This is a genomic window from Micromonospora sp. WMMD1274 (genome assembly GCF_049179035.1).
GTDB lineage: Bacteria > Actinomycetota > Actinomycetes > Mycobacteriales > Micromonosporaceae > Micromonospora > Micromonospora tulbaghiae.
Genome location: NZ_JBMHMG010000001.1, coordinates 7087389 through 7110976, shown reverse-complemented (window position 1 = coordinate 7110976; position 23588 = coordinate 7087389). Strand labels below are relative to the sequence as shown.

Sequence of the window (23588 nt, the reverse complement as noted above, 5' to 3'; positions counted from 1 at the left end):
TGTCGGAACGCCTCCGCCACGCTCGGGAACCTCCGCCGTGGCCGGGCTGACCGAGACGGAGAATATCAATGCCTGTTACTCTCAGTCAACGGTCGGTCGGCCACCTGACTGTCCGCTGCGGAGCCGTAACACGGCCGTGATCTGCGAATAAGTGTCGCCGAACCGGAAACCGGAAGGCGATCTTCGCATAGCTCACGCACAGCTTGCGTCAACGCAGCGTCACCATGTTTGTGCCGCGATGGGGCCCGGTTGACGCCCGGTAGACGCCGCCGGCGCGACCGTGTGGCAATCCGTGCGGCGCGACCGGTTCGCCGCGCACCGGGACGTGCAGGAGGCGCGAATGGACCGTTCGCTCATCGTCGCCAAGGTGGTGCCGACGGCCGAGGACCGGGTGGCCGAGATCTTCGCCGAGTCCGACGCGACCGAGCTGCCCGGCCTGGTCGGGGTCCGGCACCGCTCGCTGTACCGGCTGCACGACCTCTACGTCCATCTGCTGGAGACGGAGACGCCGGCGCAGGGCGCGGTGGAGGACAACCGCGGCCATCCGGAGTTCGTCCGGATCAGCGAGCGGCTGCGGCCGTACATCTCGCCGTACCTGCCGACCTGGCGATCGCCGCGCGACGCGATGGCGCACTGCTTCTACCGCTACGACGCGCCGGCCCACGACATCGCCGGGCGGCCACGGTGACCACGACCGCACCGCGCGACGAGCAGCTCTGGTCGAGGTGCGACGGGTGCGCGTCGCTGCTCTACCGCAAACGGCTGCGCCGCAACCTGGACGTCTGCCCGGAGTGCGGCTCGCACGCGAGGCTGGACGCGCCGGACCGGGTGGCGCAGCTGGCCGACCCGGACTCGTTCGTCCCGCTGCCCGACCGGGCGGTACGCGTCGACCCGATCGAGTTCGTCGACGAGCTGCCGTACCCGCACCGGCTCGGCGCGGCCCGCGCGGCGACCGGACTGGACGAGGCGGTGCTCTGCGGCACCGCCCGCCTGGGCGGGCACCCGGTCGCGCTGGCGGTGATGGACTTCCGCTTCCTCGGCGGCAGTCTCGGCTGCGCGGTCGGTGAGCTGATCACGCGGACCGCCGAGCGGGCGCTGGCCGACGGCATCCCGCTGGTGCTGGTGACCGCGTCCGGCGGCGCGCGGATGCAGGAGGGCGCGCTGTCGCTGATGCAGATGGCCACAGTCAGCCAGGCCCTCGCCGGGATGCGGGAGGCGGGCCTGCTCACGGTCAGCGTGGTCACCGATCCCACGTACGGCGGCGTGGCCGCCTCCTTCGCCACCAACACCGACCTGGTGCTGGCCGAGAGCGGCGCCCGGCTGGGTTTCGCCGGGCCCCGGGTGATCCGCCAGGTCACCGGCGCGAAGCTGCCGGAGGGCTTCCAGACCGCGGAGTACCTGCTGCGCCACGGCCAGGTGGACATGGTGGTGCCCCGGCACGCGCTGCGGGGCCGGCTCGCCGCGCTGCTCGCCGCCGCCGAGGCGGGCCGCCGCGCGCCCGAGACCCCGCCCGCCCCGCGCGCGCCGGCCACCGCGCCGACCGCACCTGCACGGCCGGACCGCGATCCCTGGGAGACGGTACGCACGGCGCGGCACCCGGGCCGGCCGACCACACTGGACTACCTGGAGACCGCGTTCGACGGGTTCGTGGAGCTGCACGGCGACCGGCTCGGCGCGGACTGCCCGGCGGTCGTCGGCGGCATCGCCCGCCTGGACGGCCGGCCGGTGATGGTGATCGGCCACCAGAAGGGACACACCACCGCCGAGTTGGTCACCCGCAACTTCGGCATGGCCAGCCCGGCCGGGCACCGCAAGGCGCTGCGGTTGATGCGTCTCGCGGCGCGGCTGCGGCTGCCGGTGGTGACGCTGGTGGACACGCCGGGCGCGGACCCGGGGGTGAGCGCCGAGCAGCAGGGTCAGGCGGCGGCGATCGCGGAGAACATCCTCGCGCTCACCGTGCTGCCCACGCCGGTGGTGGCGGTGGTCACCGGGGAGGGCGGCAGCGGCGGCGCGCTCGCGCTCGCGGTCGCCGACCGGGTGCTCATGCTGGAGCACGCCGTCTACTCGGTGATCAGCCCGGAGGGCTGCGCCGCGATCCTCTGGCCGGACAGCTCGGCCGCCCCGCAGGCGGCCCGCGCGCTGCGGCTCACCGGCGCCGACCTGTGCCGCCTCGGCGTGGTCGACGAGCTGGTGCCGGAGCCGCGCCCGGCCGCGCACGCCGACCCGGGCGGCGCGGCCGAGCTGCTGCGCCGGGCGGTCGCGGCGAACCTCGCCCCGCTGCTCACCGTCCCTCCGGCCACCCTGGTCCGCCGCCGCCGGCAGCGCTTCCGCCGCTTCGGCGCGGCCCGCTCGGCCACCGCCGGCCCGTCCCCGGCCACACCCGCGGCGGGTCGGGCGGAGGTGGCGTGATGGCCGACGCCGAGGCCGAGCAGGTGCTCGACGGGCTGCGCCGGCAGGCCCGCAAGCTCGTCGCCGACCTGGCCGGGCCGGTACGCCGGGTGCGGCTGCGCAGCGGCGAGTCGGTGCTGGAGGTCGAGTGGCACGATCCGGCGGCACCCGCGCAGCGCGCCGCCGAACCGGCCGAGGCGCTCCCCGCCCGGGCCGCCGAACCCGCCGCACGCGCGGCGCCGGTGGCCGACCGGCCGACGGTGCGCTCACCGGTGGTCGGCACGTTCTACCGCGCCCCCGAACCCGGGGCGATGCCGTTCGTCGCGGTCGGCGACCTGGTCCGCCCGGGCCAGGTGGTCGGCATCGTCGAGGCCATGAAGCTGATGAACGAGGTGACCGCCGGCCAGGCCGGACGGGTGGTCGAGGTGCTCGTCGACGACGGCAAGCCCGTCGAGTACGACCAGCCGCTGATCGCCCTGGAACCGGTCACCGGACAGGACTCCTGATGTTCGACAAGGTGCTGATCGCCAACCGGGGCGAGATCGCGCTGCGGGTGCTGCGCGCCTGCCGGGAACTCGGCGTGCGCACGGTGGTGGTGCACTCCAGCGCCGACGCCGACTCGCTGCCGGTGCGGCTGGCCGACGAGGCGGTACGGATCGGCCCGGCGGCCAGCCGCCGCAGCTACCTCAACGCCGCCGCGATCGTGGAGGCCGCCCGGCAGACCGGCGCGCAGGCGGTCCACCCCGGTTACGGGTTCCTGTCCGAGGACGCCGACTTCGCCGAGATCTGCGCCGAGAACGGGCTGGTCTTCGTCGGCCCGCCGCCGCAGGTGATGGCCGCGCTCGCGGACAAGTCGACGGCCCGGGCGCTGATGAGCCGGGCCGGGCTGCCGCTGCCGCCGGGCAGCGTCCGGACCCTGCCCACCGTCGCCGAGGCGCAGGAGGTGGCCGCCGAGGTGGGCTACCCGGTGATCGTGAAGGCCGCGGCGGGCGGTGGCGGGCGCGGCATGACTGTGGTGCGCTCGGCCGCCGAGCTGCCCCGCGCGTACGCCCGCACCCGCGCCGCCGCCCAGGTCGCGTTCGGCGACGACCGGGTGTACGTCGAGCGGTACCTCGCCGACGCCCGTCACGTCGAGGTGCAGGTGCTCTGCGACGGCCACGGCAACGGCGTGCACCTGGGCACCCGGGACTGCTCGGTGCAGCGCCGGCACCAGAAGCTGATCGAGGAGGCGCCCGCGCCCGCGCTTCGGCAGGCCACCCTGGACACGGTCGCCGAGGTGGCGCTGCGCGGCGCGCTGTCGGTCGGCTTCACCGGCGCCGGAACCGTCGAGTTCCTGGTCGACGAGGCCGAACGCTGCCACTTCCTGGAGATCAACTGCCGGATCCAGGTGGAACACCCGGTCACCGAGATGGTCACCGGCATCGACCTCGTGCAGGAACAGCTGCACGTGGCGTTCGGCACCCCGCTGCGGCTGCGCCAGTCCGACGTACGGCTGGACGGCGTGGCGATCGAGTGCCGGGTCAACGTGGAGGACCCGGACCGTGACTTCGCGCCCGCACCGGGCCGGCTGGACCGGTTCCGGCCGCCGGGCGGCCCGTTCACCCGGGTCGACACCCACGGACACGTCGGCTACCTGGTCAGCCCGCACTACGACTCGCTGCTGGCGAAGGTGGCGGTGTGGGCGCCGGACCGGGACGCCGCGCTGGACCGGCTCGACCGGGCGCTGGCCGAGTTCGATGTGGCCGGTCCCGGCGTGCGCACCACGATCCCGTTCGCCCGGCGGGTGCTGCGCGACCCGGCGTTCCGGGCAGCCCGGCACACCACCGCCCTGGTGGAACGCCTGCTCGCCCCGCCGGCCGACGACTCCCCAACGACCGACGCCCCACCCGCCGGTGACGGCCCGCCGGCCGAGGCGGCGCGGGCCGTCGTGCCCGACCCGCGCGCCGAGCCGGGCGGCCGTACCCCCGTCAGCGCCGTGCCCGCCGCCGGCCCGACCACCTGGAGGAACCGATGACCGTCGCCCCCGACCGCCCGCTCGCCCGCGAGATCACCGACATCCTGGTCACGCACTGCGGCCTGGACCCGGACGCCGCCGCCGGCGCGCCCGCCGCGAGCCTGGAGGAACTGGGCATGGACTCGCTGGCGCTGCTCGAACTGTCAGCGGTGGTGGCCGACCGGTGGCGGGTGAAGATCCCCGAACAGGCCGCGCAGCTCAGCATCGCCGGCGTCGCCGACCTGGTGGCCCGCAAGGCGGACCCGCCCGGGCACACCGAGAACGCCGTCGAGATCGCCGCGCCGCTGCCGCTGGTCTGGGAGATCACCAACGACGTGGCCCGGTGGCCGGACCTGTTCACCGAGTACGCGACCGCGGAGATCCTGCACCGCGACGGCGACACGGTGCGCTTCCGGCTCACCATGCACCCCGACGAGAACGGCGTGGCGTGGAGCTGGGTCAGCGAACGCACCGCCGATCCGGCCACCCGCGAGGTGCACGCCCGGCGCGTCGAGACCGGCCCGTTCGAGTACATGCGCATCCACTGGCGCTACGACGAGATCCCCGGCGGCACCCGGATGACCTGGACGCAGGACTTCGCGATGAAACCGGACGCACCCGTCGACAACGCCGGCATGACCAACCGGATCAACACCAACAGCACGATCCAGCTCGCCGTGATCAAGGAGAAGATCGAGCGGGCGCACGCGGGAGGCGCGCGATGACCGACACCACCACCGCCCGGGTCTCCGTCCACGACGTACCGGCCGACCGCCGCCGCGGCGGGGAACTGCGGGTGCTGCTCGGCCCGAAGACAGTCGGCAGCACCTCCGGTTTCATGGGCGTCGCCACGCTCGCGCCGGGGGAGCGGATCGCCGAGCACTACCACCCGTACAGCGAGGAGTTCCTCTACGTCGCCCGTGGCGCGATCACCGTCGACCTGGACGACGTGCCGGTGCCGGTCGCCGCCGGGGAGGCGCTCTACGTACCGAAGGATGTCCGGCACCGGCTGCGCAACACCGGCGACGAGCCCGCCGAGGTGGTGTTCCACCTCGGACCGCTCGCCCCGCGCCCGGAACTCGGCCACGTCGACACCGAGAGCGCGGCACCGCCGCCACGGGAGCCGTCGTGACCGGCCGGCGCACGGTGGTCACCGGCATCGGCGTCGTCGCACCCGGCGGCGCCACCCGGGACCGCTTCTGGAAGACGATCACCGAGGGACGCACCGCGACACGGCGGATCAGCTTCTTCGACCCGTCGCCGTTCCGGTCGCAGATCGCCGCCGAGTGCGACTTCGACCCGGACGCCGCCGGGATCACGCTCGCCGAACGGCAGCGCGCCGACCGGTACGTGCAGTTCGCGCTCGCCTGCTCCGCCGAGGCGATCGCGGACAGCGGCCTCACCCTCACCGACGCGCAGCGGGAACGCGCCGGGGTGGTGCTCGGCACCGCCGTCGGCGGGACCATGGCCCTGGAGCAGGAGTACGTGCGGGTCAGCGACTCCGGCCGGCACTGGCTGGTCGACCACGCGCTCGGTGGCCCGTACCTCTACCAGGCGCTGGTGCCCAGCAGCCTGGCCGCCGACGTGGCCTGCCGGCACGGCCTGCACGGCCCGGCGCAGGTGATCTCCACGGGTTGCACCTCCGGCATCGACGCGATCGGGTACGCCCACCAGCTCGTCGCCGACGGCGAGGCCGACGTGGTGCTCGCCGGCGCCGCCGACTCGCCGATCTCCCCGGTGACCGTCGCCTCGTTCGACGCGATCGGCGCGACCAGCCCGGACAACGACGACCCGGAGCACGCCTCCCGGCCGTTCGACGCCGAGCGGCACGGGTTCGTCCTCGCCGAGGGCGCCGCGGTGCTGGTGCTGGAGGAGGCCGAGCACGCCCGGCGCCGGGGCGCGCACGTCTACTGTGAGGTCGCCGGGTACGCCAGCCGCAGCAACGGCTTCCACATGACCGGGCTGCGCCCCGACGGCGCGGAGATGGCGGTGGCGATCAGCGACGCGCTGCGGCAGGCCCGGCTCGCCCCGACGGCCGTGTCGTACGTCAGCGCGCACGGCTCCGGCACCCGGCAGAACGACAGGCACGAGACGGCCGCGTTCAAGCGGGCGCTGGGGGAGACGGCGTACCGGGTGCCGATCAGCTCGATCAAGTCGATGGTCGGCCACTCGCTGGGCGCCATCGGCTCGATCGAGATGGCCGCCTGCGCGCTCGCCATCGAGTACGGCGTGGTGCCGCCCACCGCGAACTGGAGCACCCGCGACCCGGAGTGCGACCTCGACTACGTGCCGAACGAGGCCCGGGAGGTGCCGGTGGACGTGGCGCTGTCGGTGGGCAGCGGCTTCGGCGGCTTCCAGTCGGCGATGGTGTTCCGCCGTCTGGCGGTGACGCCGGCATGACCGCGCGGGCCGTGGTGACGGGCATCGGCGTGGTCGCGCCCAGCGGCGTCGGCGCCGAGGCGCACTGGGCCACCGTGCTCGCCGGCATCCGCCGCACCGGGCCGATCACGCTGTTCGACCCGGAGCGGTACCCGACCCGGGTGGCCGGGGAGGTGGCCGGCTTCGACCCGGCTGGGTTCAGCGACACCCGGCAGCGGGTGCAGACCGACAGGTGGACCCACCTCGGCTTCGCCGCCACCAAGCTGGCGCTCGCCGACGCCGGGCTGCCCGAGGTGTCGCCCGACCCCTACAAGTGGGCGGTCACACTCGCCAGCTCGTCGGGCGGCAACCTGTTCGGGCAGCGGGAACTGCAACGGCTCTGGGGCGGGCCGAGCCGCACCGTCGGGGCGTACCAGTCGATCGCCTGGTTCTACGCCGCGAGCGTGGGGCAGCTGTCGATCCGCCACCAGTTCAAGGGACCGTCCGGGGTGACCGTGTCCGAGTCGGCCGGCGGGCTGGACAGCCTGGCGCACGCGGTGCGCACCATCCGCCGGGGCACCCCGGTGGTGATCGCCGGGGCGACCGAGTGCCCGCTGAGCCCCTACGCGCTCGCCTGCCAGCTCCGCTCCGGCCTGCTCAGCGACGTGTCCGACCCGGAGCGGGCGTACCGGCCGTTCGACGTCTCGGCCAGTGGATACGTGCCGGCCGAGGGCGGCGCGGTCTTCGTGGTGGAGGAGCTCGGCCACGCGCTGGCCCGGGGCGCCCGCGTCTACGGGGAGATCACCGGCTGGGCCGCCACCCACGACGCCGCGCCCACCGACCCGGCGACCGGCCCCGAACCGGCCCACTACGCCCGCGCGCTGCGGCTGGCGCTGGAGCGCGCCGGGGTACGACCGCACGACGTGGACGTGATCTGGCCGGACGCGCTCGGCGTGCCCGCGCACGACCGGGCCGAGGCGGCGGCGCTGCGCGCCGTGTTCGGCGACCGGACGCCGCCGGTGACCACGCAGAAGCCGCTGACCGGGCGGGCGCACCAGGGCGGGTCGGCGCTGGACGCGGCCACCGCGCTGCTGGCGTTCCGCCGTGGGATGCTGCCCGCCTCGGCCGGCCCGGACGAGCCGGCGCCCGGCTGCGAGCTGACGTTCCTGCGCCAGCCCCGCCCGCCGCGCAGCCGGATCGCGCTGGTCGGCGCGCGCGGCTTCGACGGGTTCAACAGTGCGCTGGTGCTGCGCGGCGCCGCGCCCCCACCGGCGGGCGAACGCTGACCGTCACGACGGCCGGGCCAGGTACGCGGTCTTCGCGTCGCCGGAGAAGCCGCAGGCCAGGTAGAAGGCGTGGGTCGCGGGCGAGCACGACCCGGTCATGAGCATCGCCTTGTAGCAGCCCGCGTCCCAGGCGGCCTGCAGCGTGCCGGCCATGATCTGCCTGCCCAGGCCGGTGCCGCGCCGCGACTCGTCGACCACCACGTTCTCGATGACCGCGTACGGCGACGCCGACCGGCTCAGGTTGGGGATCACGTTGAGGTACGTGGTGGCGACGACCGCGCCGTCCAGGTCGAGCACGAACAGGTGCAGCCCCTCGGTGGCCAGGATCCGCGCGAAGGCCCGTTCGTCGGAGCCGTCGCGCAGGTGCGGGTCGTCCGGGTTGAGCTGCCGGTAGAGGCGGATGACCTGCGGGAAGTCGTCGGGCCGGGCCGCACGGAACATGCCGTGAGCGTAGCCGCGGCGGGCTCTGCGCGCGCACAGCATCCGGCGGCCGGCGGACTACCTTGCCGGCGTGGCCCCGATCCTGCCTGTCCGATCGAGCCTGAGCAATCCACCCAGCCGCTGTTTTGGATCTAGCCATTTGCATCTGGCGATGCGGAAGAGGGGCGTCGTAGGGTTCCGCCATACCCCGAACGACGTACCCGCTGGGCGGATCCGCCCAGTTCCTCAGTGGAACGGTGGCTGGTCGTGACTGCACATCCCGTGGCGGAAGATCCCGCCTCGACGACGGTGGACTGGGTGGACGACATCCTGTTCACCGGCCGCGACACCGACGTCTGCCTGCGCCTGCCCCAACCGGTGGACAAGGGCACGCTGCGCCGGCTCGTCGGCGAGGCGCAGGACCGGCTCGCCGGGGCCGGGCTGCGTGCCGGCGGCGCCGCCGCGCTGCGCCTGCCGCCCTCACTGGCGTACGTGGCTCATCTGCTCGCCACCTGGCGTACCGGCGCCCAGGCGGTGCTGCTCGACCACCGGCTCACCGACCACGAGGTCGACCAGGCGCTGCGCCGGCTCAGCCCGCAGGTGGTGGTCGCCCCGACCCGGACCGGCGGCGGCGCGCTGCGGATCTTCGTCGACGTCACCGCCGGGGTGAGCGCCTACTCCGACCGCCCGGCGGGCAGCCCGCACGCGGTGATCCAGCTCAGCTCCGGCTCCACCGGACCGTCCAAGGTGATCGGCCGCACCGCCGCCGACCTGGTCGCCGAGGTGCACCGCTACACCCGCATCGACGGTGTCGCGCTGCCCGGCGAGCGGATCATCCTGCTGCCCAGCATGGTGCACGTGCTCGGCCTGGTCGGCGGCCTGCTCTACGGCCTGCACGCGGGCGTCGAGCTGTGCCCGCCGGAACGGCTCAGCGGCGACGCGATCCTCGCCGCCGTCGCCGCCCAGGACACCCCGGCCACGGTGCTCGGCGTCCCGTTCCACATCGGGCTGCTCGCCTCCACCACACCCGCCGGGCCGCTGCCGCAGCTCAAGCGCATGACCACCGGCGGTGAGCTGGTGCCCGCCGCCGTGGCGAACGCGTTCACCGGCCGCTACGGCGTCCCGCTGGGCAACATGTACGGGATGACCGAGGTCGGCGTCATCGGCACCGACCTGTACGGGCGGCACCGCCCCGCCATCGCGCCCGCCCCCGGCATCGAGGTACGCGAGCGCGACGGCGAGCTGTGGGTGAGCTGCCCGGCCGACCCGTACGTCGGACTGGCCGACCCGACCCGGTGGGCCGACGGCTGGCTGCACACCCGCGACGCCGGCGTGGTCGACCCGGAGACCGGTCTGGTCACCATCAAGGGCCGGCTGGACTCGCAGGTGTCGGTGGGCGGCCTGAAGGTCGACCTGACCGAGGTGGAGGCCACTGTGGCCGGGCTGCCCGGCGTCCTCGCCGCGGTGGTGGTCTGGGACGACGGCATCACCGCGTACGTCCAGACCGACGGCTCGCCGACCGAGGAGACGCTCGACAAGCTCATCGCCGAACGGCTGGCCGGCTTCAAACGTCCCCGCACGCTGCGCCTGCTCGACCAGATGCCCCGCACCACCACCGGAAAGCTGGTCCGGTCCGTCCCGGCGCTGCGGGACGCGGCGTCGTGACCGGCCCCCTGTACGAGCCGCACACCCACCGGACGCCCGCCGGACGTCCGGTCCACCCCGAATCCCGCCCCGGACCGGCCGGGCAACGCGCGACCCGCGCGCCCGAGCCGGCCGGTTCACACGCACGCGGTGTCCCGACCGGGCACCGTCAGCCGGTACACGGAGAAGAGGTCTGAACCCATGCGAGACGAGGTCCGCACCTTCGTCGTCGAACAGCTCGCCGACATGAACTACGACGTGGAGGAGCTCGACGACGACACCACGCTCGGCCCGTCCGGCGTCGACCTGGAGTCGCTGGCCCTGGCCGACCTCGCGGTCCGCGTCGAGGACCGGTACGGCCTGAAGTTCGCCGACGACGAGTCGGAGAAGATGGCGCTGATGACGGTCGGCGAGTTCACCACGATGGTCGCCGACCGGGTGGCCGCGAACAGCGACAAGTCCTGATGTCCGGTCAGCCCGACCTGGGGCGAGCTGACCTGGTGAGCATGCTCGCCGAACTGACCGCAAGCCCGGCCGACCAGGTGCCGGACCGGCTCGGCTCGATGGAGCTGGCCTGGCTGGTGCACATGGTCGAGCAACGCTACGACCGCCGGCTGGACCTGAGCGACGACGAACTCGCCGGCATCCGCACCGTGGACGACGCGCTCGCGGTGTTCCGTGGCTCTCTCACCGCTCCCGCAGATGGCTGAGCGGGAGACCGTACGGATCACCGGCACGTACGCGCTCAGCGCCCTCGGCAGGGGCGCCGACGCGCTGCTGGCCGGGGTGCTCACCGGCACCCCGGCGTTCGCGCCGGTGCGCCGTTTCGACACCACGGACCGCCGGGTGACGGTGGCGGCCACAACGCCGGACGTCGGCACGCTCGCCGGCGAGCTGGCCGACGCGATCGACGCCGCCGCCCGGGCCGCCGGACTGGACCGGGCCGGGCGGGCGGAGTCGGCGCTGTTCCTGGCCACCCACGGCGGGCCGTACTCGCTGCCCGTACTGCGGGGGTGGGACGAGCCGACGGTGCCGGCGCTCGCCGGTCACCTGGCCGCACGGTGCGGCATCGGTGGGCGTACCCGGATCTACACCACGGCCTGCGTGTCGGCGAGCAGCGCGGTCGCCGACGCGGCGGCGCTGATCCGCCGCGGCGACCTGGAGCGGGTCGTGGTCGCGGCCGGTTACCTGGTCGAACCGGACCAGTACGCGCTGTTCGACGCCGGCCGGGCGCTCGCCGCCGACGGCGCGGTACGCCCGTTCAGCGCCGGCCGCAAGGGCCTGCTGCTGGGCGACGGGGTGGCCGCCGTGGTGCTGGAGTCCGCGGGCGCGGCCGCCCGGCGGGGCGCCGAGACGCTCGCGACGGTGGCCGGGTGGGGCCGGGCGGGGGACGCGTACCACCCGTGCCAGCCGCACCCGGACGGGCTCGGGCTGGCCCGGGCGGTCGAGGCGGCGCTGCGCCGGGGCGGGCTGCCACCGGACGCGGTCGGCTACGTCAACGCCAACGCCACCGGTACCCCGTTCAGCGACGCCTCCGAGGCGGCGGCGCTGGCCCGCGTCTTCGGTGCGGACGCCGGGCGGCTGCCGGTCAGCTCCACCAAGTCGGTGCACGGGCACGCGCTGGAGGCGTCCGGGCTGCTGGAACTGCTGGTCACCGTGCTGGCCCTGCGGCACGGCAAGCTGCCGGTCACCGCCGGGTGGCTCGGCGCCGACCCGCAGTGCCCGCTGGACGTCATCCGTGACGCACCCCGCCCCGCGCGCACCGGACACGCGCTGACCCTCAACGCCGCCTTCGGCGGCGCCAACACGGCCCTTCTGGTGAGCACCTCATGACCGCGCCCACCCCCCACCCCGGCCTCCCGCGATCTTGCACCTCCGGCCCCGGCGAATCGGGCACAACGCCCGCGCCCGGGGCGGCAACTGCAAGATCGCGCGCAGGGGTCGTGGTGCTCGCGGAGGCGCGGTGGCCCGAGGCGGGGGATGAGGGCAGCGCGCCGGCCGGGGTGCCGGGGTTCGTGCACTCGCCGTTCCATCCGCTGGTGGCGGCGGTGGCGCAGCGGTGCCTCGCGCGGCGGTACCCCGACGGGCCGCTGCCGCCGGGCAACCGGACGGCCGTGGTGCTGGTCAGCGCGGGCGGGGACACCGCCGGTGCGGCGCACGTCCGCGCCACCGTGGACGCGGGCGCGCGGATCGGGCCGCTGTTCTTCTTCCAGTCGGTGCCGAACAGCGTGGCCGGGCACGTCGCGGCGCGCTGGGGACTGGACGGGCCGGTGGTGTGCCTGAGCCCGACCGGCGACCCGCGGGCCGAGGGGGAGGCCGAAGCGGACCTGCTGCTGTACGACGGCGACGCCGCACAGGCGTTGCTGATCCTGATCGAACTGGCACCGGACGGTACGCCGGGCGAGGCGACCGCGGTGCTGCTGGGGGAGGGAACACGTCAATGAGGACGAAGGGACTGCGCGGCGCGCTCGCGGCCGACGCGGAGCTGGGCGCGGGCAATGTGCTCGCCCGGGTGCTGGCCCACGGCGCCGACCCGGACGGGCCGGGGCTCACGTTCGACACCGAGGTCGACGGCCACCCGGCCGAGACCCCGCTGACCCTGGGACGGCTCGACCGGATGGTCGCCGCCCGGGCGGCCTGGCTGCACGAACGCGGGGTGAAGCCCCGCGACCCGGTCGCGGTCTGGGCCGGCACCGCCGCCGACATGGTGCTGTCGTTCCTGGCGCTGACCCGCCTCGGCGCCATCCCGGCGCTGATGAACGGCAGGCTGCGCCCCGAGATCGCCGCCGAGTACATCCGCCGGCTGCGCGCCGCCGGGGTGCTCGCCGACGCCGCGCACGCCGAGGCGCTGGCCGGGCACGACCTGGGCGCGCCGATGATCGGCGAACCCGCGCAGGCGGGCACCGGCGACCCGGACGCCGCGCCCGCGCACTACCGGCACCACCCGGACGACCCGATCGTCATCACCCACACCTCCGGCACCACCGGCGTGCCGAAGGCCGTGCTGCACTCGCACGCCAGCCTGTTCGCCGCCACCCGCCACCTGCTGTCCATGCCACAGGCGCAGGGCACCACGCGCATCCTCAACGCGCTGCCCGCCCCGCACACCGCCACGGTGCTCATGGTCAACCAGGCGCTCGGCAACCGGGCTGAGATGTTCCTGCTCTCCGAGCAGGGCGGCGAGCGGGTGCTCGACGCGATCCAGCGCTGGCGCCCGGACGGCGTGTTCGGCTTCTCGGTCACCTGGGCCGAGCTGGCCCGCTTCGACCTGTCCGGCTACGACCTGGACTCGGTGCGGCTGTGGTTCAACACCGGCGACTGCTCGCACGAGCCGCACGTCCGGCGGCTGGTCGCGGTCGGCTCCCGGGACGTGGTGACCCGCGGCGGCGTGACCCGGGTACCCGGCTCGGTGTTCATCGACGGCCTCGGCTCCAGCGAGATGGGCCACTCGATGTTCCACATCACCCACACCGTCGACACCGACCGGTACGGCCGCTGCGTCGGCCGCCCGTACCGGTTCACCAAGGTCGCGGTCCTCGACGCCGACGGCAACGAACTGCCGCCCGGGCAGGTCGGCTGGCTCGGCATCGACTCGCCGTCGCTGTTCCGCGGCTACTGGAACGACTCGGTCACCACGTACCGGTTCCGGCTGCGCGGCTGGTACCTCACCGGCGACCTGGTGTACGCCGACGACGACGGCCGCTACTACCACCTGGACCGGGCGGTCGACTCGGTGGAGGCAGGCGACGGGAAGTGGTTCTTCACCGCGCTGTCCGAGGAACGCATCCTCGCCGCCTGCCCCGACGTGACCGACTGCACAGTGGTGATCGTCAAGGCGGACGACGGCACCGTCACCACCGACGTGCTGCTGGAACTGGCCGCCGGCGCCGACCCCGGGACGGACCGCACCGAGCGCATCCGTACCGCGGTCGGCCCGGACGTGGCCGCGACGCTGCGCCGGATCGTCCCGGTACGCGCCGACGACATCCCGGTCACCGTCACCGGCAAGGTGCGGAAGGTGGCGCTGCGCGAGCGCTACCTGACCGAGGCGCCGTCGTGAGCGCCGTCATCACCGGCATGGGCCTGTTCACCCCGGCCGGGCGCGGCGCGGCGGACACGTTCGACGCGCTGATCTCCGGCCGGTCCGGGCTGCGCCGCCCGCCCGAGGGGCACCCGGCGGCGGGCAGCCTGGAGGTGGCCGGCGTGCTGCCGGACATCGACCCGCGCAGCGTGGCCTCCGGACCGGAGACGAAGGTGCTCGACCGGGTGGTGCTGCTCGCCCTGATCACCGCCGCCGAGGCGCTCGCCGACGCCGGCATCGAGGTGGGCCGCGACGTCGACCCGGAGCGCATCGCGGTGATCGTCGGCGGTGTGGGCGGCATGTCCACGCTGGAGGGCCAGGTGCTGGCGCGGGCCGCCCGGGGCCGGGCGGCGGTCAGCCCGTACCTGCTCACCGGCATCCTGCCGAACATGCCCTCGGCGCGGATCGCCATCGCGCACGGCATCCGCGGTTACAGCTCGTCGGTCGGCACGGCCTGCGCCTCCGGCGCCCAGGCGGTCGCCGACGGGGTACGCCTCATCCGCTCCGGCGAGGCCGACGTGGTGGTGTGCGGGGCGAGCGAGGCGCCGCTGTTCGGCACGTTCGCCGACACGTTCGGCAACGCCCGGGCGCTGGCCCGCGGCTGGGACGAACCTACCGAGGCGAGCCGCCCGTTCGACAAGCGGCGCAACGGATTCGTGCTGGCCGAGGGCGCGGCGCTGCTGGTGCTGGAGCGCGCCGGGCACGCCGACGGCCGGGGTGTGCGCGGCTACGCCGAGGTCGCCGGTTTCGGTGCGAACACCGACGCGTACCACCCGACCGCGCCGCGGCCCGACGGCGCCGGCGCGGCGGCGTGCATGCGCCGGGCGCTGGCGGCCGGCGGGGTCGAGCCCGCCGACGTCGGGTACGTCAACGCCCACGGGACCGGCACCAAGCTCGGTGACGTCGCCGAGACGATCGCGCTGGCCGAGGTGTTCGGCACCGGCGGCGTGCCGGTCAGCTCCACCAAGGCGCTCACCGGGCACCTGCTCGGCGCATCAGGGGTGCTGGAGGCCGCCGCCACCGCGCTGGCGCTCGACGGTGGCCTGCTGCCACCCACCTACCACCTGGACGACCCGGACCCGGAGTGCGAGGCGGACCACGTCCGCGCCGTGCCCCGGCCGACCCGGGCCGGCCACGCGCTGACGAACTCGTTCGGGTTCGGCGGCCAGAACGTCAGCCTGCTCCTGCGCCGGCTCTACGGGCCGGCCCGCCGGGCCGCCACCCCGGCCGCTGGCTGACCGGACTCCAGTCCCGGGCGTCCGTCCGGGTCGCGATCACGGGGGGAACAGGGGAAGCCCATGACCATCAACGGGATAGATCATCTCGAACTGTACGTGGGGGACGCCCGGCAGGCGGCCTTCTACTTCGACAACGCCGTCGGTTTCCGGCTGTGCGGGCAGGGCGGTCCGGAGACCGGGCTGGACGGGCAGCGCTCGCTGCTGCTGGCCCAGGCCGGCATCCGGCTGCTGCTGACCACCGGCCTGTCCGCGGAGCACCCGGCGGCCACCTACGTGCACCGGCACGGCGACGGCATCGCCGTGGTGGCGCTCGCCGTCGACGACGCCGCCGGGGCGTACGCGGAACTGGTGGACCGCGGCGCGACGGCGCTGAGCCCGCCGCGCACCTTCACCGGCGCGGACGCCGAGGTGGTGGTGGCCGAGGTCGGCGGCTTCGGCGACGTGGTGCACCGCCTGGTCGAGCGCCGCGGCGACCCGGGTGTGTTCCTGCCCGGCGCGATCGAGCCGGTGACCGCGCCGGACGGCGCGGACACGCTGCTCGCCGAGGTCGACCACCTGGCGATCTGCGTGCCGCCGGGGCAACTCGGCGAGACGGTGGCGCACTACGAGAAGGTGTTCGGCTTCGCCGACATCTTCACCGAGCACATCGAGGTCGCCGGCCAGGCGATGAACTCCAAGGTGGTGCAGAGCCCGTCCGGGAAGGTCACCTTCGTGCTGCTGGAGCCGGACACCGGCGCCCGGCCGGGGCAGATCGAGGACTTCCTGCGCTGGCACGCCGGCGCCGGGGTGCAGCACCTGGGCCTGCGCACCGACGACATCGTCAGCGCCGTCGGCGCGCTCGCCGGGCGCGGGGTGCGGTTCGCCAGCACCCCCGGCGCGTACTACGACGGCCTGGAGCAGCGGGTCGGCCGGCTGGACGCGCCGGTGGACCGGCTGCGTGAGCTGAGCATCCTGGTCGACTCCGACCACGACGGGCAGCTGCTGCAGATCTTCACCGAGTCGATGCACGTGCGCCGCACCCTCTTCCTCGAACTCATCGAGCGGCGCGGGGCGCGCACCTTCGGCAGCGGCAACATCAAGGCGCTCTACGAGGCCAAGGAACGCGAGCTGGCAGCGGCGGGGGCGACCCCCGGCGTCGCGGCCGGAGGGGTAGGGGCATGACCACCATCGATCCCGGGCTGACCGCCGAGGAGGAGGCGCTGCTTCCCTCCGACGAGGACGTCCGGCACTACGCCGAGCACGGCTGGTACCTGTCGAAGAAGCTGCTCACCGACGACGAGGTGGACGAACTCGTCGCCGCCACCGACAGCTACTACGCCGGGGAACGCGACCGGCGGCTGCCGGTACGGCCGCCGAAGCTGGCCTACTGGGAGCCGTCCCGGGGTGACGTGCAGCGGCACAACGACTACGTCCACCACGAGCACGACGGCATCGCCCGCATCCTGCGCAAGCCGCTGATCGGCGCGGTCGCCGCCCGGCTGGCCCGAGCCGCCGAGATCCGCATCTTCCAGTCCACGCTGATCTGGAAGCCGCCGATCGCCGGTGAGCCGTCCAACATCGTGCCCTGGCACTTCGACAAGCACTACTGGGCGTCCTCGTCGTCGGAGAACATGCTCACCGCCTTCATCCCGTTCCACGACTGCGGCGAGGAGATGGGCACCATCACCATGGTCGACGGCTCCCACCGCTGGCGGGAGATCGGCGCCGACGACACGGTGGTGCGGCACTTCGCCGACCGGGACCGCGACCAGCTCGAAGTGATGCTCGCCGAGAACGCGGCGTACAACGGCGCGCAGATCCGCAAGATCCCCATGGTGATCCCCAAGGGACACATGAGTTTCCACCACTGCCGCACCTACCACGGCAGCGGTGCGAACGTCAGCGGGCGGCCCCGCCGGGCCGTCTCGCTGCACCTGCAGGACGGCGACAACGCCTGGCGGGAGTATCCGCTCTCCGACGGCACGCTCGCCGCGTACAACCACGACGTGCTGGTCCGCCGCACCCACGAGGGCCGGCCGGACTACGCGGACCCCGATTACTGCCCGGTCATCTGGCGCGACCGCGCCCAGCAGGGAGGCTGACAATGTCACGGTACGACTGGGGTAAGACGCACCCGGGCATCGAGCGGCTGGAGCGGGCGGTGACCGAGCGCCGCGACGTGGTGGTCAAGCACCCCCTCTACGCCAACCTCGACACCCACGACGCGCTCGTCACGTTCATGGAGCACCACGTCTTCGCCGTCTGGGACTTCATGTCCCTGCTGAAGTCGTTGCAGCGGCAGCTCACCTGCGTCACCGTGCCGTGGATCCCCACCGGACCGACCGGCAGCCGCCGCCTGATCAACGACATCGTGATGGTCGAGGAGAGCGACGAGCTGGGCGACGGCTACATCAGCCACTTCGAGCTGTACGTGCAGGGCATGACCGAGGCCGGCGCCGACACCACCGCCGTGAACAAGCTCGTCGACCTGCTGCGCGACGGCACCCCGGTCACCGAGGCGCTCGGCGCCGCCGGCGTCCCCGCGGCGTCGGCCGCGTTCGCCGGCACCACCTGGCGGATCATCGAGACCACCCCGGTGCACTGCCAGGCCGCGGCGTTCGCGTTCGGCCGCGAGGACCTCATCCCGGAGATGTTCACCCAGGTCGTCGCCGTCAACGAGCGCAGCAACCGGCTGAACAAGTTCGTCGACTACCTGGAGCGGCACATCGAGGTCGACGGCGAGCAGCACACCCCGATGGCCATGCAGATGCTGGCCGACCTGTGCGGCGACGACGACACCAAGTGGCAGGAGTGCGCCGACACGGTGAACGCCGCGCTCGCCGCCCGCGCCCGCCTCTGGGACGACATCCTCGCCGCCGTCAAGGAGGGCCGTCCGGCGTGACCGGCTCCGACCCGCTCCGGCTCTACCGGACGGTCCGGCTGATCCGCCGCTTCGAGGAGCGCGCGATCGAGCTGGTCCGCGCCGGGGAGATCGTCGGCGGCATCCACCCGTACCTCGGTCAGGAGGGGATCGCCGCCGGCGTCTGCGCGGCGCTGGGCGCCGAGGACCTGGTCACCGGCACCCACCGCGGGCACGGGCACGTGCTCGCCAAGGGCGCCGACCCGGCCCGGATGCTGGCCGAGCTGTGCGGCCGGGTCACCGGGCTCAACCGGGGCCGGGGCGGGTCGATGCACGCCGCCGACTTCGGCGTCGGCGTCCTCGGCGCCAACGCCATCGTCGGTGCCGCCGGCGCGATCCTCACCGGAGCGGTGTGGGAGCGCCGGCGGCGCGGCGCCGACATCGTCGGCGCCACCTTCTTCGGCGACGGCGCGGTCAACGAGGGCATGCTCCTGGAGGCGTTCAACCTGGCCGCGCTCTGGCGGATACCGGTGCTGTTCGTCTGCGAGAACAACGGCTACGCCACCACCATGCCGGTCGACGGCGCGGTCGCCGGCACCATCGCCGGGCGGGCCGCCGCCTTCGGCATGCCGGCGGCCGCCGTCGACGGGCAGGACCCCGAGGCGGTACGCGAGGTCACCGCCGCCGCCGTCGCGCGGATGCGCGCCGGCGGCGGACCCGAGCTGGTCGAGGCCCGCACCTACCGCTTCGACGCCCACCACACCTTCGAACATCAGGTACGCCTCGACTACCGGCCGCCGGAGGAGGTGGCCGAGGGCCGGTCCCGTGATCCGGTCGACATCGCCGGAGCGCGGCTGGACCCGGCCGTGCGGGCCGAGGTGGACGCCGCGGTCGAGGCGGAACTGGACGCCGCCGTCGAGTACGCGCTCGCCGGGCCGCACCCCGACCCGGCGACCGCCCTGGACCACCTGTACGCCAGCGGGCTCACCGCCCGGACCGGAGGTGGCTGATGCCCCGGCTCTCCTACCGCAGGGCGCTCACCCGGGCGCTGGCCGACGAGATGACCCGCGACGATTCGGTCGTGGTGCTCGGCGAGGACATCCGGGTGGCCGCCGCGAACGTCACCACCGGCCTGCTGAAGAAGTTCGGCCCGGAACGGGTCCGCGACACCCCGCTGTCCGAGCAGGCGTTCACCAGCTTCGCCACCGGCGCGGCGCTGGCCGGGGCCCGCCCGGTGGTGGAGTTCCAGATCCCGTCGCTGCTGTTCCTGGTCTTCGAGCAGATCGTCAACCACGCGCACAAGTTCCCGCTGATGACCGGCGGCCAGTGCGCGGTGCCGGTCACCTACGTGGTGCCCGGCTCCGGCTCCCGTACCGGCTGGGCCGGGCAGCACTCCGACCACCCGTACGCGTTGTTCGCCCACGTCGGGGTGACCACAGTCGTACCGGCCACCCCGGCCGACACGTACGGGCTGCTGGTCTCCGCGATCCGCTGCGACGACCCGGTGGTGGTCTTCGCCCCGGCTGGCGCCCTGGACCTGCGCGCTGACGTCACCGACCTGACGCCGGTGCCGCTGGGCCGGGGGATCATCCGCCGCGCCGGTGCCGACGTGACTGTGGTGGCGGTCGGGCACCTGGTGCACGACGCGCTCGCCGTCGCCGAGGAACTCGCCGGCCAGGCGTCAGTGGAGGTCTTCGACCCCCGCACGCTCTACCCGTTCGACTGGGACGGCCTCGTCGAGTCGGTGAGCCGCACCGGGCGGCTGGTCGTCGTCGACGACGGCAACCGCTCCTGCGGCATCGCCGGGGAGATCATCGCCACCGTGGTCGAGCGGGTCCGGCTGGCCGCGCCGCCCCGGCGGGTGACCCGCCCCGACGGCGCGGTGCTGCCCTTCGCGCCCGCCCTGGACCGGGCCGTGCAACCCGGCCGCGACCAGCTCACCGCCGCCATCCAACTGACCCTCAAGGACGGATGAACGATGGACCCGAACTACACGTGGCCGCCGCTCGGCCAGGCGTGGACCGACCTGCCCGAGTCCACCCGTACCGCGATGGTGACCACCGGCGCCGCGGCCTGGGAGAAGGTCTTCCACGGCCGGGCCACGTACAACAAGCAGTGGCGGCTGGCCCGCCCGCCGGTGTTCACCGCCGACGCGTTCCGCGAGCTGAACGAGGTCTGCGACCGCATCGCCCAGCTCATCCTGGAGGCGTGCCGGCGCCGCGCCCGTACCGCCGGCGAACTGCGCCTGCTGCTCGACGTGCCGGACGGCGAGACCCGGCTGCTCGACCCGGACGAGGAACTGCACGAGGGGCTGCTCGCCGCGTACCGGCCCGACGTGCTGTTCTCCGGTGGCGTGCCGTGCATCGTGGAGTACAACATCGACAGCAGCCTCGGCGGCGGCTTCGACGCCGACACGGTGATCCAGCGGTACGCCGAGCTGTACCGCGCGCACGACCTGCTCGACGGGTCGCGGCCCGCGCCCTCGCTGCTGGACCAGCGGTTCGTGGCCATCCGGGACACGCTCGGCCTGCCCGACGGCGCGCGCGTGGCGTTGCTGATGGACTTCGACGCCGACTACCCGGGACTGGACGACCCGGAGACGTTCATCCGGATCCTGTCCCCGCTGATCGACCAGGCCCGCCCGTTCGGCATCGACCTGGTCATCGCCCCGGTCGCCACCGCCGGCCTGGACGCGCAGAACCGGCTCGTCGTCGGCGGCGCACCGGTCGACGCCCTGTTCCGGCTGTTCGTGCCCAACCGGGTCACTCCCAGCCCCGGGCTGGACGCGGTCGCGGGCGCGCTCGCCGCCGGCACGCTGCCGATGTTCGTCAGCAGTGCCGCGTGGCTGCTCAGCAACAAGCTGAACTACGCGTGGCTCTGGGACGACCTGGACCTGCTGCCGGAGGACGACCGGACGCTGATCCGCCGGTACGTGCCGCACACCGTGGCGCTGACCGCCGACCAGCTCGACCGGGCGCTCGCCGAACAGGCCGACCTGGTCGCCAAGCCCGCCGGCGGCTCGGCCGGGCACGGAGTGCTGATCGGCCGGGAGATGACAGCTGTGGCGTGGGCGGACGGGGTACGCGCGGCGATCGCCGAGGGCGGCAACATCCTGCAGCGCTACCACGAGGCGGACCGGGTGGCGATGGACTTCGTGCAGATCGAGACCGGTGAGACGGTCACCGCCGACGTCCCGTACAGCCTCGCCCCGTACCTGTTCGACCGCACCGCATCGGGTGCGCTCGCCCGAGTGGGTTACCCGGGTTGCGACGAGGTCCTCAACCTGGCGAGAGGCGTCCTCCTGACCGGCATCCTCCTAACCGACTGACCCCCGGTCCCTCTCGCTCCCATCGCGTTGATCAAGGAGTTTGTGTCCCACCGAGGCGCGTCACCGACCCAAACTCCTTGGGTCAACGGACTGGATCCGGCCTGCGGGTCGGGTCCCGGGCACCCGTGTCCCCTGCTGATCATGAAGTTGGCGGGGACAAAATGGACGCTCAGTGCCGTCAACTTCATGATCGTCGGGCCGGGCCGGGCAGGGCAGGGCAGGGCAGGGCAGGGCGGCGGGACGAGTGGGTCAGGGGTGGGGGACGTGGGTGGAGAGGACTCGGAGGGTTTCGGCGGTGGCTACGGCGTCGCTGCGAGCGCTGCCGTGCCGGCCGTCGCTGCTGTACAGCGACGGGTCGGCCACCAGCGGGTGGTCGGTCAGGTGGACGTGCAGCGTGCCCAGCCGTTCGGCCACGCCCCGGGTGTGCCGGGACAGCCGGCGCATCCGCTCGCCCAGGCCCGCGCGTAGCGCGTCCGGCACCGCCGGGCTGTGCGACACGTCGAACATGCCCACCGTGATCACGTCCGCTCCCGCCTCCCGCAACGCGGCGATCATCGCGGTCAGCTCGGCGTCGACCGCGTCCGGGTCGTAGGCGGACCGGAACGCGTCGTTGCCGCCGCACACCACCAGGGCGAGGTCCGGTGCGAAGGCCAGCGCGTCGGCGAGCTGCGTGGCCCGCACCTCGTGTGCCCGCAGCCCGCGCCGGCCCAGGTTCAGGTAGGCCAGCTCCGGCCGGATCGCGCGCAGCTCGGCCGCGATCCGGTCGGCCCACTGGAGGTCGGGGTAGCCGTCGGCCGGCTCGCACAGCCCTTCCGCGACGCTGTCACCCAGCACCACGAACCGGCGCCACGGGTGCCCGCGCAGCAGTTCGGCGGCCTCCCCGGGCCGCAGGCACCACGGGTCCGTCGCCTCGGTCAACGTCGATGGCATGCCCGGCAGGCTAGCCGAGCCCCCCGTGCGGGGAAAGAGGCTCAGGGCAGCAGGGCCAGCAGCTCCCCGGGCCGGGTCAGGCTGAGGTCGGCCGGCTCGTCGGGGTCGTACTGGTGACCCCAGGCGGCGGCCACCGCCACCGCGCCGCTGTGCCGGGCGGCGCGTACGTCAAGTGGCGAGTCGCCCACGTACGCGGCGCGGCCGGGTGGCACGCCGAGCCGGCGGCAGGCCGCCTCCACGCCGTCGGGCGCCGGTTTGGGGCGGTCGACCTGGTCGCCGCCGAGGACGACCTCGAAGTGATCGAGCAGACCGGCCCGGGCGAGCAGGATCTCGGCGGCCCGGTGGCTCGCGCCGGTGAACACGCCGACCGGCACCCGGGCGGCGATCTCGGCGAGGGCGTCCGCGACGCCGGGGTAGACGCGTACCCGCCCGGCGAGCGCGTCCAGCTCGGCGTGGTAGCGGTCCAGGTCGTCACCGGAGGCCGGCCGCCGCAGCAGGTGCGTCAGCAGGTCCGCCGGAGAGCCGATCGAGTAGCCGGCGATGACCTCGGCGTCGGTGTACGACGGGCCGCCTCCGGCGCGCACCGCCGCCCGGTAGGCCGCGGGCACCACCGCGTGCGACTCGACGAGCGTGCCGTCCATGTCGAAGACGATCGCGTCCACCGGGCCGGTCACGCGTTCTCCGCCCGGTGCGCCGTGGCGAGCCGCTTCGGTGCGCGTGCGTACCACGCCTCGGTGACCAGCTCGGTCAGCTCGTCCATGTCGATCCGGTCGAGCCGCACCAGCACCGCCGGGTAGCCGTCGAAGTGCGGCGTGGTGAAGTAGACCGCCGGGTCGTCGGCGATCAGCGCCTCCTTGGCGCCCAGGTCGGGCACCCGGACGCCGAGGATCGGGCCGTCGGGCGCGGCGTCGCCGAGCGCCTCGATGTCACCGCGGCGCAGCGGCCGTTCCCAGACGAACATCTTGTCGCGTACCCGCCAGGCGGGCAGGTCGTCGTGCGAGCCGCGCTCGGTGGTCTCGGGCAGGGCCAGCGCGATGCGCCGCACGTCGTCCCAGGTCGCCATGGCCCCGACCCTACCGAAAC

Annotated in this window: 25 protein-coding genes; 21 read left to right on the top strand and 4 right to left on the bottom strand. The window is 74.2% G+C overall.

Annotation, left to right across the window (positions count from 1 at the left end; translation table 11 throughout):
* Positions 1-340 precede the first annotated feature (340 nt).
* Genes ACN27D_RS33615 through ACN27D_RS33580 form a run of 8 tightly spaced genes read left to right on the top strand, consistent with a single transcriptional unit; the run spans position 341 to position 8025 of the window.
* Positions 341-688: a TcmI family type II polyketide cyclase gene (locus ACN27D_RS33615; RefSeq protein WP_091418459.1), complete on the top strand. Its 348-nt coding sequence runs from the start codon at positions 341-343 to the stop codon at positions 686-688.
* Positions 685-2409 (top strand): acetyl-CoA carboxylase carboxyltransferase subunit alpha, encoded by a 1725-nt coding sequence (locus tag ACN27D_RS33610; RefSeq protein WP_421500939.1) that lies wholly within the window; start codon positions 685-687, stop codon positions 2407-2409. The genes ACN27D_RS33615 and ACN27D_RS33610 overlap by 4 nt, the downstream gene beginning before the upstream one ends.
* Positions 2409-2894 (top strand): acetyl-CoA carboxylase biotin carboxyl carrier protein, encoded by a 486-nt coding sequence (gene accB, locus ACN27D_RS33605; protein ID WP_421500938.1) that lies wholly within the window; start codon positions 2409-2411, stop codon positions 2892-2894. The genes ACN27D_RS33610 and accB overlap by 1 nt, the downstream gene beginning before the upstream one ends.
* Entirely contained in the window at positions 2894-4402 is a 1509-nt protein-coding gene (locus tag ACN27D_RS33600) for an acetyl-CoA carboxylase biotin carboxylase subunit (RefSeq protein WP_121685262.1), read from the top strand. Before accB ends, ACN27D_RS33600 begins: the two co-directional genes overlap by 1 nt.
* Entirely contained in the window at positions 4399-5106 is a 708-nt protein-coding gene (locus ACN27D_RS33595) for an SRPBCC family protein (RefSeq protein ID WP_120569625.1), read from the top strand. The genes ACN27D_RS33600 and ACN27D_RS33595 overlap by 4 nt, the downstream gene beginning before the upstream one ends.
* Positions 5103-5513: a cupin domain-containing protein gene (locus tag ACN27D_RS33590; protein ID WP_018784080.1), complete on the top strand. Its 411-nt coding sequence runs from the start codon at positions 5103-5105 to the stop codon at positions 5511-5513. The genes ACN27D_RS33595 and ACN27D_RS33590 overlap by 4 nt, the downstream gene beginning before the upstream one ends.
* Complete coding sequence (locus tag ACN27D_RS33585) at positions 5510-6781, top strand: beta-ketoacyl-[acyl-carrier-protein] synthase family protein (RefSeq protein WP_421500937.1); 1272 nt, start codon at positions 5510-5512, stop codon at positions 6779-6781. Before ACN27D_RS33590 ends, ACN27D_RS33585 begins: the two co-directional genes overlap by 4 nt.
* Positions 6778-8025, top strand: coding sequence for a beta-ketoacyl synthase N-terminal-like domain-containing protein (locus ACN27D_RS33580; RefSeq protein ID WP_421500936.1), 1248 nt, complete (start codon positions 6778-6780; stop codon positions 8023-8025). The genes ACN27D_RS33585 and ACN27D_RS33580 overlap by 4 nt, the downstream gene beginning before the upstream one ends.
* Positions 8026-8028: 3 nt before the next feature.
* On the opposite strand, the gene ACN27D_RS33575 is transcribed toward ACN27D_RS33580, so the two are convergent.
* On the bottom strand, positions 8029-8508 hold the full coding sequence (locus ACN27D_RS33575) for a GNAT family N-acetyltransferase (protein WP_421500935.1): 480 nt from the start codon (positions 8506-8508) through the stop codon (positions 8029-8031).
* A 204-nt stretch (positions 8509-8712) separates the two neighbouring features.
* Here ACN27D_RS33575 and ACN27D_RS33570 point away from each other — a divergent pair, with 204 nt between their 5' ends.
* From ACN27D_RS33570 to ACN27D_RS33510, 13 genes are all read left to right on the top strand, one after another.
* Complete coding sequence (locus tag ACN27D_RS33570; RefSeq protein WP_421500934.1) at positions 8713-10110, top strand: class I adenylate-forming enzyme family protein; 1398 nt, start codon at positions 8713-8715, stop codon at positions 10108-10110.
* A gap of 180 nt (positions 10111-10290) precedes the next feature.
* The gene (locus tag ACN27D_RS33565) at positions 10291-10554 is read left to right on the top strand and encodes an acyl carrier protein (RefSeq protein ID WP_120569629.1); all 264 of its coding nucleotides are present in this window, start codon (positions 10291-10293) and stop codon (positions 10552-10554) included.
* Complete coding sequence (locus ACN27D_RS33560; protein WP_120569630.1) at positions 10554-10799, top strand: acyl carrier protein; 246 nt, start codon at positions 10554-10556, stop codon at positions 10797-10799. Before ACN27D_RS33565 ends, ACN27D_RS33560 begins: the two co-directional genes overlap by 1 nt.
* Positions 10792-11922: a beta-ketoacyl-[acyl-carrier-protein] synthase family protein gene (locus tag ACN27D_RS33555; protein ID WP_421500933.1), complete on the top strand. Its 1131-nt coding sequence runs from the start codon at positions 10792-10794 to the stop codon at positions 11920-11922. The genes ACN27D_RS33560 and ACN27D_RS33555 overlap by 8 nt, the downstream gene beginning before the upstream one ends.
* A 110-nt stretch (positions 11923-12032) precedes the next feature.
* Positions 12033-12533: a hypothetical protein gene (locus ACN27D_RS33550; protein ID WP_421500932.1), complete on the top strand. Its 501-nt coding sequence runs from the start codon at positions 12033-12035 to the stop codon at positions 12531-12533.
* A complete protein-coding gene (locus tag ACN27D_RS33545) occupies positions 12530-14149 on the top strand; it encodes a class I adenylate-forming enzyme family protein (RefSeq protein ID WP_421500931.1) in 1620 nt (539 codons plus the stop codon). The genes ACN27D_RS33550 and ACN27D_RS33545 overlap by 4 nt, the downstream gene beginning before the upstream one ends.
* Positions 14146-15408, top strand: a complete 1263-nt coding sequence (locus tag ACN27D_RS33540; protein WP_421500930.1) for a beta-ketoacyl-[acyl-carrier-protein] synthase family protein — start codon at positions 14146-14148, stop codon at positions 15406-15408. Before ACN27D_RS33545 ends, ACN27D_RS33540 begins: the two co-directional genes overlap by 4 nt.
* A 60-nt stretch (positions 15409-15468) precedes the next feature.
* The gene (gene hppD, locus ACN27D_RS33535) at positions 15469-16569 is read left to right on the top strand and encodes a 4-hydroxyphenylpyruvate dioxygenase (protein WP_421500929.1); all 1101 of its coding nucleotides are present in this window, start codon (positions 15469-15471) and stop codon (positions 16567-16569) included.
* A complete protein-coding gene (locus ACN27D_RS33530) occupies positions 16566-17489 on the top strand; it encodes a phytanoyl-CoA dioxygenase family protein (protein ID WP_120569636.1) in 924 nt (307 codons plus the stop codon). Before hppD ends, ACN27D_RS33530 begins: the two co-directional genes overlap by 4 nt.
* A 2-nt stretch (positions 17490-17491) precedes the next feature.
* On the top strand, positions 17492-18289 hold the full coding sequence (locus ACN27D_RS33525; protein WP_013286631.1) for a DUF3050 domain-containing protein: 798 nt from the start codon (positions 17492-17494) through the stop codon (positions 18287-18289).
* Positions 18286-19257 carry a thiamine pyrophosphate-dependent dehydrogenase E1 component subunit alpha gene (locus tag ACN27D_RS33520; RefSeq protein ID WP_252449176.1) on the top strand — a complete coding sequence of 324 codons (972 nt, stop codon included), beginning with the start codon at positions 18286-18288 and terminating at the stop codon, positions 19255-19257. The genes ACN27D_RS33525 and ACN27D_RS33520 overlap by 4 nt, the downstream gene beginning before the upstream one ends.
* Complete coding sequence (locus tag ACN27D_RS33515) at positions 19257-20222, top strand: alpha-ketoacid dehydrogenase subunit beta (protein ID WP_421500928.1); 966 nt, start codon at positions 19257-19259, stop codon at positions 20220-20222. Before ACN27D_RS33520 ends, ACN27D_RS33515 begins: the two co-directional genes overlap by 1 nt.
* 3 nt (positions 20223-20225) lie before the next feature.
* A complete protein-coding gene (locus tag ACN27D_RS33510) occupies positions 20226-21575 on the top strand; it encodes a hypothetical protein (RefSeq protein WP_421500927.1) in 1350 nt (449 codons plus the stop codon).
* A 249-nt stretch (positions 21576-21824) separates the two neighbouring features.
* On the opposite strand, the gene ACN27D_RS33505 is transcribed toward ACN27D_RS33510, so the two are convergent.
* The 3 genes from ACN27D_RS33505 to ACN27D_RS33495 are packed head-to-tail and all read right to left on the bottom strand — an operon-like array spanning position 21825 to position 23568.
* On the bottom strand, positions 21825-22505 hold the full coding sequence (locus ACN27D_RS33505) for an SGNH/GDSL hydrolase family protein (RefSeq protein ID WP_421500926.1): 681 nt from the start codon (positions 22503-22505) through the stop codon (positions 21825-21827).
* 41 nt (positions 22506-22546) lie between these two features.
* The gene (locus tag ACN27D_RS33500; RefSeq protein WP_421500925.1) at positions 22547-23179 is read right to left on the bottom strand and encodes an HAD family hydrolase; all 633 of its coding nucleotides are present in this window, start codon (positions 23177-23179) and stop codon (positions 22547-22549) included.
* On the bottom strand, positions 23176-23568 hold the full coding sequence (locus tag ACN27D_RS33495; RefSeq protein WP_350815857.1) for an MmcQ/YjbR family DNA-binding protein: 393 nt from the start codon (positions 23566-23568) through the stop codon (positions 23176-23178). The genes ACN27D_RS33500 and ACN27D_RS33495 overlap by 4 nt, the downstream gene beginning before the upstream one ends.
* Between the last annotated feature and the right edge of the window lie 20 nt (positions 23569-23588).

Bases quoted from the DNA above. Each gene is read 5' to 3' on its own strand.
- ACN27D_RS33525 (WP_013286631.1), top strand. From the start codon at position 17,492: ATGTCACGGTACGACTGGGGTAAGACGCACCCGGGCATCGAGCGGCTG.
- ACN27D_RS33590 (WP_018784080.1), top strand. From the start codon at position 5,103: ATGACCGACACCACCACCGCCCGGGTCTCCGTCCACGACGTACCGGCC.
- ACN27D_RS33580 (WP_421500936.1), top strand. From the start codon at position 6,778: ATGACCGCGCGGGCCGTGGTGACGGGCATCGGCGTGGTCGCGCCCAGC.
- ACN27D_RS33505 (WP_421500926.1), bottom strand. From the start codon at position 22,505: ATGCCATCGACGTTGACCGAGGCGACGGACCCGTGGTGCCTGCGGCCC.
- ACN27D_RS33595 (WP_120569625.1), top strand. From the start codon at position 4,399: ATGACCGTCGCCCCCGACCGCCCGCTCGCCCGCGAGATCACCGACATC.
- ACN27D_RS33555 (WP_421500933.1), top strand. From the start codon at position 10,792: ATGGCTGAGCGGGAGACCGTACGGATCACCGGCACGTACGCGCTCAGC.
- ACN27D_RS33515 (WP_421500928.1), top strand. From the start codon at position 19,257: ATGCCCCGGCTCTCCTACCGCAGGGCGCTCACCCGGGCGCTGGCCGAC.
- ACN27D_RS33545 (WP_421500931.1), top strand. From the start codon at position 12,530: ATGAGGACGAAGGGACTGCGCGGCGCGCTCGCGGCCGACGCGGAGCTG.
- ACN27D_RS33575 (WP_421500935.1), bottom strand. From the start codon at position 8,508: ATGCTGTGCGCGCGCAGAGCCCGCCGCGGCTACGCTCACGGCATGTTC.
- ACN27D_RS33530 (WP_120569636.1), top strand. From the start codon at position 16,566: ATGACCACCATCGATCCCGGGCTGACCGCCGAGGAGGAGGCGCTGCTT.
- accB (WP_421500938.1), top strand. From the start codon at position 2,409: ATGGCCGACGCCGAGGCCGAGCAGGTGCTCGACGGGCTGCGCCGGCAG.
- ACN27D_RS33510 (WP_421500927.1), top strand. From the start codon at position 20,226: ATGGACCCGAACTACACGTGGCCGCCGCTCGGCCAGGCGTGGACCGAC.
- hppD (WP_421500929.1), top strand. From the start codon at position 15,469: ATGACCATCAACGGGATAGATCATCTCGAACTGTACGTGGGGGACGCC.
- ACN27D_RS33615 (WP_091418459.1), top strand. From the start codon at position 341: ATGGACCGTTCGCTCATCGTCGCCAAGGTGGTGCCGACGGCCGAGGAC.
- ACN27D_RS33560 (WP_120569630.1), top strand. From the start codon at position 10,554: ATGTCCGGTCAGCCCGACCTGGGGCGAGCTGACCTGGTGAGCATGCTC.
- ACN27D_RS33495 (WP_350815857.1), bottom strand. From the start codon at position 23,568: ATGGCGACCTGGGACGACGTGCGGCGCATCGCGCTGGCCCTGCCCGAG.
- ACN27D_RS33600 (WP_121685262.1), top strand. From the start codon at position 2,894: ATGTTCGACAAGGTGCTGATCGCCAACCGGGGCGAGATCGCGCTGCGG.
- ACN27D_RS33565 (WP_120569629.1), top strand. From the start codon at position 10,291: ATGCGAGACGAGGTCCGCACCTTCGTCGTCGAACAGCTCGCCGACATG.